The organism is Nostoc paludosum FACHB-159, assembly GCF_014698835.1.
Taxonomy (GTDB): Bacteria; Cyanobacteriota; Cyanobacteriia; order Cyanobacteriales; family Nostocaceae; genus Nostoc; species Nostoc paludosum.
Window position 1 is genome coordinate 102,448 of record NZ_JACJTU010000014.1, and the last position, 14,390, is coordinate 116,837.

Consider the following 14,390-nt stretch of genomic DNA (forward strand, 5'->3'; position numbering starts at 1 on the left):
AATAAGAAGTTTTCAAGTTCTAAACTTGAGATTTCGGTATTGCTTCGCTGGAAAATACCACCCGAAAGCCACAAATCCTTAACCCACCATCTGACTCATTCCAACTACGGCTGGCGCTGCGACAAAGTTCTGCACTGAAATTCCAAGAACCACCGCGTAGTACCCGGCGATGGATATCACCGCCTATTTCCCAAACTCTTGCATCTGAAGGTGCATCATGATAATTGTTATGCCACGGATCGGCGCACCATTCCCAAACTAACCCGTGCATATCGTACAATCCAAAAGCATTGGCTACTTCAAAGCTGCCGACGTTTGTTGTTTCTTTACGGAATTTGCTTTTTGGTTCGTCACCACAGCAAACTAAATCAGTGGTAATGGTTTCGCCAAAGTGAAAGGATGTCTTAGTTCCAGCACGACAAGCATATTCCCATTCCGCTTCACTCGGTAAACGATAGTCGCGTCCAGTTTTTTCTGATAGCCTCAGACAAAATTCTACAGCTTCATGCCAAGATACATTTTCTACTGGTCTATCTAAACCTTTGAATTTCGATGGATTTGGATTTAAGGTTTGGTTAACTTTCGGTAATGCTGCAACTACTCTCCACTGTGCTTGAGTTACAGGAAATTTTCCCATCAAAAATGGTTCTACAATCACTTGGCGTTGAGGACGTTCGTCAGCGTCTCCTTCAAACTCCAGTGAACCCATCATATACGTACCGCCAGGAATTGATACCATTTCCAGCGTGACAGACTTACCCAATTCTTCAGCAAAGAAGTTTGCACTGCGAGTCATGCGACTAACTTCTCTACCTGCTGTGTCTACTGTCACTACATCAAATTCAAAAGTTTTTAAAGGCGGTAATGGTACTATTACTTTTGGTGGCGGTAACACGGGTTGGGGAATGGAAACCATTTTTAGGGCAACAGGTTCAAGATTTGATTTAATAAATTCCAAATCTTTGAGAACTTCTGTTGCTGTTTGATACCTTTGGGTTGGTAAATGTTTGAGTAATTTATCTAAAATTTTTCCTAATTCTTCGCTGATAGTAATACCTTTTTCTTCTAATCGTTCGCGCCACAGCCACTTAGCGTTCATGGCATCATAAATAGGATCTTTAACTTGTCCAGAAACATCCTGTAAAGGTAAACATTGAGTTAGAAGACGCACACAAGTTACGCCCAAAGCATATAAATCACTGGCGTGACAAGCAAAGCCAGCCATTTGTTCAGTCGGTGCATAACCAAGTGTATAAATTACTGTAGCTTGCCTTCCTATACTTGTTTGTGTTAGTTGTTTGGCACCACCAAAATCAATTAAGACGGGTTTTCCATCGCTTGTACGGCGAATAATATTTTCTGGTTTGATATCGCGGTGAATAATGTTACTGCCATGAATAAATTCCAGAACTGGCAATAAATCAGCTAAAAGTTGCCAAATTTGTTCTTCGTCATAGATTTTTTCTTGGACTTCTTGTAAAAGAGTTTTTCCTTGAATAAATTCTTGCACGAGGTACAAACTCGTACCTTGTTCAAAATAAGCAAGTAATCTAGGAATTTGGGTATGATTTTCTCCGAGTTCATACAGCCGAAAAGCTTCTTCTTTGAAAAATTGGGCGGCTTTGGTGCGTTGTCCAGTTCCTTGAAATTGTGGGAAAAATTGCTTGATGACGCAAGGCGCATTGAGTCTATCTGCATCTTCTGTAGCATAAGTTCTGCTAAACCCACCTTCACCTAAGAGTCCCAATACGCGGTAACGGTTTCTCAGAAGTTTGCCAAAGTTGCTTTGTCCGCAACTGACGCAAAATTTATTGCTATCAGAGTTGAATGGATTTGAGCAATTGGGATTTTGGCAGATTTGCATAATGAAGTGAAAATAGCATCTTCTCCAAAGTTAGCCCCAATATCATCTTATTGAAAACAGTTATGTAGAGAAGCGAACACGGAATTTTTTATATGTGTTTAAAAATATCAGAATTCAGAATTCAGGAGTCAGAATTCAGAATTATTCTTTAAGATAGCTGTTGTTTTTAGATAAAAAAGTTCACTAATAACTATAGCAGTTCTGAATCAGAAATTTGTAGGGGTGCATAGCTATGCGCCCCTACCATGTACTTCACTAGAACGGGAAATGCTATAAATAATAAATAATTTTAATCAAAACAGCAATATTGGCGTCAGTCGCGAAAATTTTCTTGCTTGTATTCTGTTAGACTAGCAGATGATTGATTGTAACTTCTGAATTCTGAATTCTGAATTCTGAATTCTGAATTCTGAATTCTGAATTCTAACTTATAATTCTAAACTTTTATTTTCTCCAGAAATACGAAGCAACTCAGCAAGAAAAGCAACGATCGCTGATACGGTAATCAACATCACACTCAAAGCGTTAATATCAGGCTTGACTCCTGTTCTAATACGACTAAAAATTTCCATTGGCAGAGTGTTAGAACCACTACCAGCAGTAAAACTGGCAATCAAAAAATCATCTAAACTCAGGACAAAAGCTAACAAACAACCAGCAATAATACCAGGCATTAATTGAGGTAATAATACTTTGATAAATGCTTGGGTTGGTGTCGCGCCTAAATCTAATGCTGCTTCTTCTAAATGAGGATCTAAATTTGTCAGTCTAGAAGAAACCACAAGCCCCACGTAAGCAAGACAAAATACTACGTGTGCTGCAACTATCGTCCACAAACTCAAAGGTATTGCAAATGCGGCTAAACACACTAAGGTAGCCACTGCCATCGCAATATCGGGAATAATTAATGGTAGGTAGGCGATACCGCGATACAAATTCTTCAGCGGAAATTGGTAACGCGCCAAACCTACAGCCATCAAGGTTCCCAGCACTGCTGAAATTCCAACTGCACAACCAGCAACTATCAAACTATTTTGCAAAGCTGATAAGATGCGATCGTCGCTAAACAACTTTAAATACCAATCTAAGGTAAATCCTTGCCAAGTTGCACTGTAAGGGGATTGATTAAAGCTATAAAAGCCAAGTACCAGTATCGGCAGGTACATAAACACAAATATCAGCAGCGAGAAAACCGCCTGCCATGATACACGCTTAGAATCCTTTAGTAACAACATTTCTAGCTCCTAGCATTACTTTAATGCTCAAATAATTCTCAAAATTTCTAAAACCAGTAGCTTAAGCCTGTTTCCTAGCATCATCTTATACACAATGTTATGCTCAATTAATGCTCAAAATTGGATGCTCAATATTTTAAATATCGAGAATATAAGCATTATAGAAAATAAACCGCCGGCACATCCACACGCGGTTTTTTGATATTTGATATGTAGAGAAATATTTACGTTTATATTTGATTTTTCTTAGTGAAAATATAAAGTATCATATTTAATGTAAAAAGTCAATAATTTTGGTATTGATGTGATGCTTACTTTTTGGTGTTCCCACCCTTGAGGCAGAAGTTAACTGTTGGGTAATCTAATTGGTGAGTAAAGACCTTGCAACTTAACATCTCTACATCTATGTGATAATTTCAAACTACTTACTTAGGAAAATATATCTTTGGGCACAACTGATAATCCTTTTAAGTGAAAATAGAGGGTCTTTAGGTATCTAAAGCCTCGATTTTTTAATTAATATCTGGAAACCAATTAATTAACGCCAATAATTTCATATTTTTAGTCTAATATTATCTATATACAAAGATTTTAGCGATTTGCTAAAATTATATTTAGTCTAAATAATCTAGAGCAAAATCTTACTCACATCTCATAAATTAAAATAAATTTACCTCTTAGGGAAAGGTTAATTTATCTACTAAGGTAGACAAAAAATCTCCAAGTCAGAGCATAAGATTTTGATGCAATTGTGAATAAGCTTCGTAATTTAAGTTACTTGTTAGTGCAGACTGAATCAAGTATAAGCACTACGCAAACAGAAAAAAATACTTGTTATTCAAGTTTTATTTTTTAGGAGGTTTGTAATGCGAATTGCTCAAGTAGCCCCATTATTGGAGAGAGTACCGCCTCCCGCTTATGGTGGCATAGAGTTAGTAGTAGGATTGCTGACTGATGAACTGGTGCGACGCGGACATGAAGTGACGTTATTCGCATCGGGGGATTCTGTTACTTTGGCAAAATTAGTGTCAGTTCATCCCCATGCCCTGAGACTCGATCGCACCGTCAAAGATTACAGCATTTACGAAATGCTGGAACTAGCTTCAGTGTATCAACGAGCAGCAGAGTTTGATATTATTCATTCTCATATGGGGTATGCGGCATTACCCTACGCAAATCTGGTCGCAACTCCTACAGTTCATACGTTGCATGGTGTTTTTACCCCTGATAACGAAAAGATGTTTAGTTTTGGTAAAAAACAACCATACGTTAGCATTTCTAATGCACAAAGAGAACCAAAGTTAGGGTTAAATTATGTAGCAACCGTCTACAACGGAATTGATATCAACAAGTATGAGTTTTATTCTAAACCAGAAAATCCCCCCTACCTGGCATTTTTGGGCCGAATGTCCCCAGAAAAGGGAGTTCACTTAGCCATAGAAATTGCCAAACAAGCTGGTTGGACTTTGAAAATGGCAGGTAAGGTAGATGTTGTTGATGTGGAATATTTTGAGACACAAATCAAACCACAGATTGATGGCGAACAAATTCAATATTTAGGTGAAGCTAACCATACTCAAAAAAATGCCTTGATGGGAGGTGCAGTAGCAACTTTATTTCCAATCACTTGGCGAGAACCGTTTGGGTTAGTGATGGTTGAATCAATGGCTTCGGGTACGCCTGTGATTGCGATGAACTTAGGATCTACTCAAGAAGTAATTTCCCACGGTAAAACAGGTTTTCTTGGCGATCGCATTCAAGAGTGTATCAGTGCTATTGAGAAAATAACACAGTTAGATCGGTATGCTTGTCGCCAACATGTAGAAAACCGTTTCAGTGTCGAACAAATGGTTGATGGCTATGAAGCAGTTTATCAAAAAATCATTGGAGAAAAATTTTCTCTCAATGGGCGCTTTCGGAGTTTGCTTAGTTTAGGTAGTAATAGGCAATAGGCAATAAGCAATAGGCATTGGCGGGCTGTTGCTATTATATAAAGGTGAATTTCCTATTAATCGCCTATTGCCCATTGCTTAGTTTGACTTTCTCTTTTTACTTGCAGACTGAGTTTTTCTTGACTCTATAGTAAACTGGGGAATTTCTTGGAGTTCGGCTTCACTTAAAGAATACTGTTCGCAAACCAAGCTAAGGCGATCGCCAGGGGTTTTGACTGCGTTAACAGAATGGGTTAAATCTCCCTGAAAGTAAAGTAAAGTATTAATTTGCGGCTTAATTTGTCCAAGTTGACGCTTGTGCGATCGCAGTACTAATTCTCCCCCTTCCATATCAGCAGGGACTCGGACATAAAGCACACTCACAAGTATAGGTGGTTCAATGTTTTTGGAGTAAGAACGTAACGAGCGATCGATATGCGGATCGACACGAGAGCCTTCTTTTAACTGTAAAGGATTTAGATAAAAAGCATTACAATTTGGCTGGAGAGCTAAATCTAGATAAGGCTTGAAGTAGGGAAAATGCTGTTCTACTGTTGCTAATCCAGAACGCTGAAATACTACTGAAAATCCTTTAGTAGCAACAAAATCGCGGTTGAGGTTATTGATAGCAAAATAAGGACAAGCTTGGATTTCTCCCCATAAATTATTTAGATAATCGTTAGGAAATGCGTTAGGTTGTTGTTGATAGTATTTCACGGTACATTTTGGGAAAATAATACTTATAAATAGTTTTTAAGTGGACATAATAAAAATCAAGTTTCGTTACTCGTAAATCGAGCCATATAGCAGTGTGTCATACTAAACCTGTAACGCAACTTATTTTTGCAGTAAAAAAATAAATTCTGGAAGGAAAAGGGTAGGCATTTTGCTTGCCAAACGCAATAAACTTACAACACGAATATTGATATTTTCATGAAGCTTTAATTTCACGAATTTGCTTACTTTTTTTCAGTTAAAGGAATCTCTACAAATACATCTCGTGCCATTTCAGTGCCATAAGCAATACAAGCAAGCACATCCTCTCTTTCTATACTAGGATATGCTTCTAGAATCTCTTCAATAGTCGTTCCACTAGCTAAATAATCCAGAATTAGCGATACCCAAATACGATGCCCGCGAATACAAGGTTTACCAAAGCAAATATTTGGGTCTATAGAAATTCGAGAAAGCAAATTATTTGTACTCATTATGTATTTACCTGTAATAGCCCCCAAGTTTTATTCATCGCAAAATTTGGTCAATCATGCGGTTGGCTTGGGAAGCATAACCACCACCAAATAAATTGAAGTGATTCAAAATGTGATAAAGATTATAAAGTGTTTTTCTTTGCTCATAACCGTCATCTAAAGGGAAGACTTCGTTATAACCTTTGTAAAACGCTGCGGGGAAACCACCAAACAATTCTGTCATGGCAATATCGACTTCGCGATCGCCAAAATAAGTTGCTGGATCGAATATCACCGGTTCTCCTGACACAGTACACCCAGCATTTCCACCCCATAAATCGCCATGTACCAACGAAGGTTGCACTTGATGATTTGCCAACAATTGAGGAATCGCCGCTAATAACCGATCTTGTTGAGGAAAATTACCCCCGCGCCGCCTTGCTAATTGAAATTGATAACCCAAACGATGTTTTGCATAAAATTCCACCCAGTCTGGTGTCCAAGTGTTAATTTGGGGTGTCGAACCAATAGTATTGTTAATTTTCCAACCAAAACCTTCACTACTGCTAGCTTTATGCATCACCGCCAATTGGCGTCCCATCTCTTCCCATGATTTGGAATTACCGCTTTCCAATTCCAACCATTCAAGGACAATGTAAGCAGAATTAGCAGCCACACCCCAACAAACAGGTTTGGGAACCCGAATACTAGCGCTTACTAGTATTTCCTCTAACCCTAGCGCCTCAGCCTCAAACATTGCAACTTGAGATGCTTGGTTGAGCTTGACAAAGTACGTGATTTTATCATTACAGACAGCATAACCTTGGTTGATGCATCCGCCACCAACAGATCGCCGTTGTTGACTTTGAAATTGTTCGCCGGTTATTTGGCTAATATGCGCGTCGATTTGAGTCCACATAGTTTATGGGGAATAAGGGCAAGGGGCAAATAACAATTTATCAGTCCCCAGTCACCAGTCACCAGTCCCCAGCTTCCTTCACATCTTCCGCATATTTTGGCTGATGGGGTCAAAACCTTTAGAAAAACGGGTGGTTTCATCATAGTAAGCACCAGTCAGATTTGCTCCATACAACTTGGCATATTTGAGTTTGGCACCTCGGAGATTCGCTTCATTGAGTTTGACACCACTCAAATTCGCCCTAGTCAAATTCGCTTTGGCTAAGTTAGTTCTACTCAAATCTGCTCCCCAAAGCTTGGCTTTAGCTAAATTAGCTCCACTCAAGTCAGATCCCCATAAATTAATTCCAGGTAAGTAGGCTCCAATAAACTTGTACCTACTCAAGTTGAGAGCGGGAAAATATCTCTCCCCTGCGGCATAACGCCTTTTCAATTCCTCAGCATCCATGCATCACATTGACCTTTTTCAGCAATATAGAAGTTATTTGTTCCCATTCTTGGCTTAAATCTCCTGCAAACTCTTGCTGCCCACTGCGTCGATACCAGTAACGCGCATTATTCAAATCACCCTCTTTTCGGTGCAGGTAAGCATGAACCCAAGCACTATCAGTATCGCTGGCATCTTGAACTATTTCATGAGCTTTGCTCCAATCACCTTTCTTTTCGTACCACATTGCTTGCAGCGCTTTTGGCAATGTCTGAGGACACGGGCGCTGTTTTTCCATCAATCGCAAGAATTCCTCGGTATTCACGATCGCCACCCAACAAAATCGAACTTCTATCTTTAAGATACTCCTCTGCGGGGCAGAAGGGGCAGAGGGAGATGGGGAGCAGGGGAGGCAGAGGGGATGGGGAGATAGGGAAGTGTGGGGAGTGTGGGGAGAAAGATTTCTTCCCCATCCTCCCACACCTCCCACACTTCTCAATGCCCCATGCCCAATGCCCAATGCCCTTTTATATTCGCTTGACTGGAATAACTTCAAACTCGAAAGTATTAATTAAACGGTCATCAATGTAGACTTCTATTTTATATTTACCAATTGGATCGCCAGGAGCGATCGTCCAAAAATTCTCAATCACGCCATCAGCGGCAGACTGTGTGCGCCGCGTTATAGATGTGGTGCCGTCTGCGGAAATTGAGAAGTTTTCACCGTTATCTGTACCCCAAGTTTCTGGAGGTTTTGGTAAACGCAAGACTTCGCGCCATTTGACTTCACCTTGGTAATTTTTGAGTTTAATTCGCCATCCGTAGGCGTTTCCTTCCTGAAGTGGCACTGTTTTTGTCTCAAAAATGGTAACGTTACCTTTGGCGTCAACTCTCTTCAACCCAAACTCGGCGTTAGTAACAGTAATCTTTTTCAGGCTTGTTGGTGTAGGAAATTGTGCGGCATTTTGTACTACAACATAAGTAGCGCTGATTGGCTTAGAAGCTATGATGTCAAATAATAGCCAAGAAGAAGCTAGCACAGCAGTAGTAGCCCAAATTCTCATTTTTTTTGGTTTTCCTGTCAGACGTTTGGTACTTATTCCAGTAATCTGACATATTTTCCGGGCCAAAGATACTGAGGATTGAACAAGGATAAAATTATTTTTACTAGTTGGTTGTATTGAATACTAGTGTTAGCGATCGCAATTTAAAACTTAGACCCCTGAATTCTTTTACAAGTCAGGGGTCTCAACACTGGGAATATGAAATCAAATATGATTGCCATAGAGCAAACTTATATTGATGAAGAATGAATTTTGAGTTGAAATTAATAATGTTTGCTTACTTCAATACCTTTTTCAACAGTATGATAATTTCTTCGCCATTTTTCCAAATGGTCTATAGATATTGATTTCGATATGACATTCACACCATTTCCTCGCCAAGCAACTTCTGGATCTGTTGTGAAAACTCCGCATTCTAATTGGTCTAGTCTAATATTCCAATATTCGCTAAATCGACCTTTTAAAGTAATCACTTGCTCAAATACTTTATTTCTGTGTTTATTTCTTCTTTTTCTTTCTGTTGCTCCTGTTGCTTCTGTATCAATAAACTTGGTTTCAATTAAAAACAGGCTGCCTTTAAAAGTCAGGTAAACAAAATCACATTTACCTAAATCTGTATAATCTGATATTGGTGATTTTTCAAACAACAGCAATTCAGCGCATGAGGGAAACAAGTCTTTAATATTCAAAAATAAATAAGCCTGCAACAAGAGTTCCTTATCATAGGGAAATAACAGCACCCCTTCAAAAAATTTTTGAATGTCTTCCTGAGTTTGGGGTTGAATTCTTTTACAGTATGAGACAAATTTATGCAGGTCGTTGACGATCATCAAGTTATAACTCCTTCCCCCAGTCGCAGCCTCAAGGTCATGGCATAAAAAGATACCACTTTCTTAAGAGAAATTTCATCCGCATAAGTAACGAAAAAAACTATAAAAATCCTAAATACTTAAGGCAATATACTGTTGACAGTTAAGTAAAACTGTTAACTTAATGTACTTTCAGTACTGGTGGACTTTTTACTTTTAAAATCAGCTACCAGTCAGCGATTTGATATGAGCAGGAAATCTAGCGTTTTGTAAAGCTTGAACGGTGATTCTAGAATCTTGTACGGAAAATTGCCAACCCAAGCGAACAAGTTTACGCGAATTTTCAGTTTGTATAACTCCAATTACTGGCATTTTTGCCTTTTCTTTGTCTGGTGAATGCTCTTGCAAAATTGTTTTCAATCGATGTAGTTCTTCAATATTAACTGCTTGCTGGGGATTTAATTCCACCATTACCATTTGTACTGTTTCTACTGGTTCTGCATCTTCAAGGATAAATTGAGTTTGCTCGTCACGTCGATCTACTTTTCCCCAAATAATCAATCTGGTATCAACTTGGAGTAGGGAACTAATGCGTTCATAAGTTTTGGGAAAAACTACAGCTTCTACTTGTGTAGTTAGGTCTTCTATTTGCAAAATTGCCATTTGATCGCCTTTTTTGGTAACAACTTTTTTGACATTATTCAACATGACAACTGCACAAAGTCTTGTATCTTCCCTTTGTTCTCCAAGCTGTGAAAGATTAATCGGAGTCAAAAGTGGTACTATTTGCCGTAAAGATTTTAGTGGATGATCTGATACATAAAAACCTAATAATTCTTTCTCCATTTGTAGCTTTTTTTGTGGAGGGAAATCCGCCACAGGTTTAGCTTTAGGAACAGTTTCAAAGGCATTATTTACTCTTTTATTTTGAGTCTGAGAAAATCCATCGCCTAATAAGTCAAAGAGATTCCCTTGACCGCTGGCTCTATCTTTAGCACGAGATTGTGCCCAATCATATACTAATTCTAGGTCATGAATTAACTGTTGACGGTTAGGTTCAATTTTATCAAAAGCTCCACAGTATATGAGTGACTCCAAAGTACGGCGGTTAACTGCACGTAAATCCACGCGATCGCAAAAATCAGCTAGAGATTTAAACTCTCCTGTCTCATTTCTGGCTGACAAAATACTAGCGATCGCATTTTGTCCCACGTTACGCACGGCTGAAAATCCAAACAAAATCTTTCCTGCCGCCGGCGTAAAATCAACACCAGAACGATTAATATCTGGCGGATCTATGGGAATACCCATATTTGTACAGTTAGTAATGTATTTTTGTACCTTATCTGTATCACCACTGTTCGCCGTCAACAGTGCCGCCATATATTCCAATGGATAATTAGCTTTTAAATATGCTGTTTGATAAGTTACATAACCGTAGGCAGTTGAATGGGATTTATTGAAGCAATTAGAAGCTATTAAACCGCTTTTAATCGCAAAATTATGGTCGCGTTCAACCCCAATATCATAGACATTTTGCCTGCCTATATATTTGCGTGTTAGTATTTTTACCATCCTACCCCCTCTCAAAACAAATTTTGCAAACAAAATTAATTAATTGATAAAATGATGAAAATTGTATAGTGAGTATTACTAATAATACAACTCTCCAACACTAAAAAACATTGCTATACTCTTACACAAAATTAATCACAATATATCAAAAGTTAAATAAACGAATAAATACACAGTTAATAAGCAGATAATTGGTGTTTTAAAAGCTTATTAAACACATTTAAATAGATATTAATCCGCTTAGTAAGGTATTTGGGCATAGGGCACGGGGGAGATGAAAAATTCAGTAGACGGAAAAGTTTTGCGATGCCTGCGGCGGGCGTAGCCATCGCTAAAAAATAGTAGCCTGTGATACCGTTTTTGGAAAAAAGTGCAAAAGCTGAATGCTTTGGGTAAATGATAAGTTTAGCTTATTAATAAGCCTCAAAACTGGGTTAAAACTAGGCTGTTGACTTTGTGGCTTTTTTGCCAGGTGGTTCATGCAGTTTTTGTGTTGGACTCCACTAAGGCTGAAACCTTGTACTGGCTTGGCTTTTAACTAGAACAAAAGCTCATAATATATTTTTACTAAAAACCAACAAAGTCAACAGCCAAGGTTGAAACCATTCTGTGACATGGCTTTGTTTGTAAAATTTGTACCTCATCTATAGGAGTCCGATTTGATTTTTGAAAAATCTAAGTATATCTAGTGGCGTGTTAGACGGAAGTCTAACGCACCATCTCAAGGCTTTGATGCTGTACCCTTAGCAATAACACACCTTACGTGTATTTCAAAAATCAAATATGAATCCTATACATACAATCTGTTGTAAATTAGCAAATGGAGTTCGCAATATGCTGCAAGGAGAAATAGTCAAGGCTCACATTTGTCTTCAACCCGGTCAATTAGTTACATAAGAAGATATTATTCAGTTCTGTTCTGAGAGAATGGCAACTTATAAAGTTCCTCGGAAAATTCAATTTGTAGAATCAATTCCTAAAAATCCCACAGGTAAAATCCTCAAAAAAGCTTTACGCCAACAGGATTCAGTCAATATATCTTGAACATGTTGAAAAAACAAGCCAGTGCTGGAGTTATTAAAACAATAAAGTTATGCAGAAAACACTATGATTAATAAATTAGATGGTATGACCAATAATCTAGATGGAAAAGTTGATATTCCTCATGAGCATAGAAATATAACTGATTATGATGTGCCACAAGATTATGTAATCAAATTAGTAGAACATGATTTTATTAAAACAAAATGGGTAGAAATTGAAATTTTGATGAAAAAGGCATTCCGCTATTCTAAATTTAATGAAGAATATAAACAAGAAGAACTTCCCCTAGAATACACATGGTCATCTGTAAATAACCCTTCTAGGCAAGGATTAAAACATCTAGTAGCGATGAATATGGAAGGTAAAATCTTAGGAGTCATCTTTGGTGTACCAACATATAGATATGAAGATGAAATAAGTTGTGAGATTGGATGGTTTTTTACATCTGATGAATTAATTCCGAAAGCCAGGATAAAAATTGCTGATGAACTCTTCAAAAGAGTCCATGAGGAAGTGAGAAATGCTGGCTTTAAAGAAGTGGTAACTGACATCGGAACTCAGGCAGGCGCAAAATATTTGAGTAGAAAACATGGTTATTTACATAGACCGTTGGAAAATAATACAAATAGATGGGTGAGATATTTATAATTTACATTTTTATAGCTGCGGAGAAATTTTGACGGCAATACCGCTCCTCCATCACTCTGGCAAAAAAATTCATGCTATATATGTTTAATTACATAAAAACGAACCAAGCCCTTATACGTCGTTTTTATCGGCTGGCTGCTGTCAATGTTTTGTCCAATCTGACAGAGCCTTTGGCTGGCTTAGTCTGTGTTGCGTTCTTAGGCCATCTTACAGAAATCCGTCATTTAGCAGGAGTGAGTTTGGCTACAGTTATATTTAACTTTATTTACGAAAACTTCCTCTTTTTAAGGGTTTCAACTACAGCAGTAACATCTCAAGCTGTAGGAAGGAATGACCAAGAAGCAATATTACTAGTAATACTGCGGAATGGGTTCATTGCTCTAGTATTGGGTGTTCTCATCTTGATGTTGCAGTATCCGATAGGATTGTTGGGGTTTCTTTTATTGAACGGTTCTCCAGAAGTTGAGTCTACTGGAATAGCGTATTTTTACACCCGGATTTGGGGAGCGCCTGCATTTTTGCTCAATTGTGTAATAATTGGCTGGTTTCTAGGACGCGAAGAAAATGGCAAGGTATTGCTGTTGACTATCGTTGGCAACGTCATTAATATTGTGCTGACTTACTACTCAATTATGCAGTGGAATTTGGGAAGTATGGGGGCAGGATTATCTCAAGCTAGTAGCGAGTATTTGATCTTATTAATAGGCGTAATTTTGGGGAGTCGCTCTTTCCAATGGCAAAGCTTGCAAACAGCAATGCAGAAGTTTTGGGATTGGTCAGCTTTTAAAGATACTTTTATTCTCAATAGTGACCTATTGATTATGTCTTTCGTCTATATGTCCACTTGGACAGTCTTTTTTAATTTGAGTGCCACTTTGGGGACAGATATCTTAACAGTAAATAGCCTGCTCCAACAAGTAGTATTTCTGATTATGTTTTTAGTGGAAGGAATAGGATTCACTACAGAGGCCCTAACCGGAAATTTTCAAGGTCAATCTACCAAAAATCAGTTATTACCTCTTTTACAGGTTTCGCTGTTCAGTAGTTTACTAGTTGGAGTTATCACATCAGGAGCGTGCATTCTGTTACCTGAGACTATATTTGGGTTGTTAACTAATCATAGTGAACTGATAGAGACAATTAAATACTATGTATCTTGGTTATTCTTAGTCTTAAGCTGTTTTTCTGTAGCTTGGATTTTGGAGGGATATTTTGCAGGTTTAACCAAAAGTCAATCCTTGCGTAACAGTGCTTTGATAGCAACTTTATTGGGATTTGTACCTGTAGCTCTTTGCACTTGGTTCACTCATAATAATCATCTTTTGTGGTTGGCTACATCAGCATTTATGGCCACAAGAATGGTAGTACTTGCAGTTCAGTTACCAGAAACTTTGGAAGGTGACTCTATTGGCACCAGTCAATACCTGGATGTATCACAAGACTTGAGAAAATAGCTTCAGAGAGCGACAATCATGGTAAAAGCAATCCAGGTAAAGGTTTGGGAGGCACAGACTCCTAGAAAAATTTGATTACTTATTGAGATAAACTGTTAGTAGACCGAAAAGTTTGGCGTTAGCGAAGCTCATCGAAGGTATCGCTCCATGATGAATGCCTGTATAAGTGGATTTTTGTTGAAAATTAGTGATTTTAAATGTCAGTGTTGAATGGCTGAGTTGACCTTATAACAT

The 14,390-nt window shown here is 38.2% G+C and carries 14 protein-coding genes; 4 read left to right on the top strand and 10 right to left on the bottom strand.

What is annotated here, in order from left to right; all coding sequences use genetic code 11:
- Window positions 1-19 precede the first annotated feature (19 nt).
- Both H6H03_RS16365 and H6H03_RS16370 read right to left on the bottom strand, forming a co-directional pair.
- A complete protein-coding gene (locus H6H03_RS16365; RefSeq protein WP_190956136.1) occupies window positions 20-1,864 on the bottom strand; it encodes a bifunctional serine/threonine-protein kinase/formylglycine-generating enzyme family protein in 1,845 nt (614 codons plus the stop codon).
- 428 nt (window positions 1,865-2,292) lie between these two features.
- Window positions 2,293-3,099 carry an ABC transporter permease gene (locus H6H03_RS16370; protein WP_190956137.1) on the bottom strand — a complete coding sequence of 269 codons (807 nt, stop codon included), beginning with the start codon at window positions 3,097-3,099 and terminating at the stop codon, window positions 2,293-2,295.
- A gap of 866 nt (window positions 3,100-3,965) precedes the next feature.
- Here H6H03_RS16370 and H6H03_RS16375 point away from each other — a divergent pair.
- On the top strand, window positions 3,966-5,051 hold the full coding sequence (locus H6H03_RS16375) for a glycosyltransferase family 4 protein (RefSeq protein WP_190956138.1): 1,086 nt from the start codon (window positions 3,966-3,968) through the stop codon (window positions 5,049-5,051).
- Window positions 5,052-5,129: 78 nt separating this feature from the next.
- Here the strand turns inward: H6H03_RS16375 and H6H03_RS16380 are convergent, their stop codons facing one another.
- The 8 genes from H6H03_RS16380 to H6H03_RS16415 form a co-directional block, all read right to left on the bottom strand.
- A complete protein-coding gene (locus H6H03_RS16380) occupies window positions 5,130-5,747 on the bottom strand; it encodes a 2OG-Fe(II) oxygenase (protein WP_190956139.1) in 618 nt (205 codons plus the stop codon).
- Window positions 5,748-5,989: 242 nt separating this feature from the next.
- A complete protein-coding gene (locus tag H6H03_RS16385; protein WP_190956140.1) occupies window positions 5,990-6,238 on the bottom strand; it encodes a DUF433 domain-containing protein in 249 nt (82 codons plus the stop codon).
- Between the two features lie 34 nt (window positions 6,239-6,272).
- Window positions 6,273-7,136, bottom strand: a complete 864-nt coding sequence (locus H6H03_RS16390) for a fructosamine kinase family protein (RefSeq protein ID WP_190956141.1) — start codon at window positions 7,134-7,136, stop codon at window positions 6,273-6,275.
- Window positions 7,137-7,214: 78 nt separating this feature from the next.
- A complete protein-coding gene (locus tag H6H03_RS16395; RefSeq protein WP_190956142.1) occupies window positions 7,215-7,583 on the bottom strand; it encodes a pentapeptide repeat-containing protein in 369 nt (122 codons plus the stop codon).
- Window positions 7,573-7,887, bottom strand: coding sequence for a hypothetical protein (locus H6H03_RS16400; protein WP_190956198.1), 315 nt, complete (start codon window positions 7,885-7,887; stop codon window positions 7,573-7,575). The genes H6H03_RS16395 and H6H03_RS16400 overlap by 11 nt, the downstream gene beginning before the upstream one ends.
- 202 nt (window positions 7,888-8,089) lie before the next feature.
- Entirely contained in the window at window positions 8,090-8,626 is a 537-nt protein-coding gene (locus H6H03_RS16405) for a hypothetical protein (protein WP_190956143.1), read from the bottom strand.
- 263 nt (window positions 8,627-8,889) lie between these two features.
- The gene (locus H6H03_RS16410) at window positions 8,890-9,456 is read right to left on the bottom strand and encodes a hypothetical protein (protein WP_190956144.1); all 567 of its coding nucleotides are present in this window, start codon (window positions 9,454-9,456) and stop codon (window positions 8,890-8,892) included.
- A gap of 201 nt (window positions 9,457-9,657) precedes the next feature.
- Window positions 9,658-11,010, bottom strand: a complete 1,353-nt coding sequence (locus tag H6H03_RS16415) for a helix-hairpin-helix domain-containing protein (protein ID WP_190956145.1) — start codon at window positions 11,008-11,010, stop codon at window positions 9,658-9,660.
- 906 nt (window positions 11,011-11,916) lie between these two features.
- Here H6H03_RS16415 and H6H03_RS40360 point away from each other — a divergent pair.
- The 3 genes from H6H03_RS40360 (at window position 11,917) to gntT (ending at window position 14,156) form a co-directional block, all read left to right on the top strand.
- Window positions 11,917-12,054, top strand: a complete 138-nt coding sequence (locus tag H6H03_RS40360; protein ID WP_313931858.1) for an AMP-binding enzyme — start codon at window positions 11,917-11,919, stop codon at window positions 12,052-12,054.
- Window positions 12,055-12,117: 63 nt separating this feature from the next.
- On the top strand, window positions 12,118-12,702 hold the full coding sequence (locus H6H03_RS16425; protein ID WP_190956146.1) for a hypothetical protein: 585 nt from the start codon (window positions 12,118-12,120) through the stop codon (window positions 12,700-12,702).
- Window positions 12,703-12,773: 71 nt separating this feature from the next.
- The gene (gntT, locus tag H6H03_RS16430) at window positions 12,774-14,156 is read left to right on the top strand and encodes a guanitoxin biosynthesis MATE family efflux transporter GntT (RefSeq protein ID WP_242057864.1); all 1,383 of its coding nucleotides are present in this window, start codon (window positions 12,774-12,776) and stop codon (window positions 14,154-14,156) included.
- Window positions 14,157-14,390 lie beyond the last annotated feature (234 nt).

Coding starts and splice junctions, on each gene's coding strand:
- H6H03_RS16365 (WP_190956136.1), bottom strand. CDS start 1,864: ATGCAAATCTGCCAAAATCCCAATTGCTCAAATCCATTCAACTCTGAT.
- H6H03_RS16390 (WP_190956141.1), bottom strand. CDS start 7,136: ATGTGGACTCAAATCGACGCGCATATTAGCCAAATAACCGGCGAACAA.
- H6H03_RS16385 (WP_190956140.1), bottom strand. CDS start 6,238: ATGAGTACAAATAATTTGCTTTCTCGAATTTCTATAGACCCAAATATT.
- H6H03_RS16395 (WP_190956142.1), bottom strand. CDS start 7,583: ATGGATGCTGAGGAATTGAAAAGGCGTTATGCCGCAGGGGAGAGATAT.
- H6H03_RS16405 (WP_190956143.1), bottom strand. CDS start 8,626: ATGAGAATTTGGGCTACTACTGCTGTGCTAGCTTCTTCTTGGCTATTA.
- H6H03_RS16370 (WP_190956137.1), bottom strand. CDS start 3,099: ATGTTGTTACTAAAGGATTCTAAGCGTGTATCATGGCAGGCGGTTTTC.
- H6H03_RS16410 (WP_190956144.1), bottom strand. CDS start 9,456: ATGATCGTCAACGACCTGCATAAATTTGTCTCATACTGTAAAAGAATT.
- H6H03_RS16425 (WP_190956146.1), top strand. CDS start 12,118: ATGATTAATAAATTAGATGGTATGACCAATAATCTAGATGGAAAAGTT.
- gntT (WP_242057864.1), top strand. CDS start 12,774: ATGCTATATATGTTTAATTACATAAAAACGAACCAAGCCCTTATACGT.
- H6H03_RS16415 (WP_190956145.1), bottom strand. CDS start 11,010: ATGGTAAAAATACTAACACGCAAATATATAGGCAGGCAAAATGTCTAT.
- H6H03_RS16375 (WP_190956138.1), top strand. CDS start 3,966: ATGCGAATTGCTCAAGTAGCCCCATTATTGGAGAGAGTACCGCCTCCC.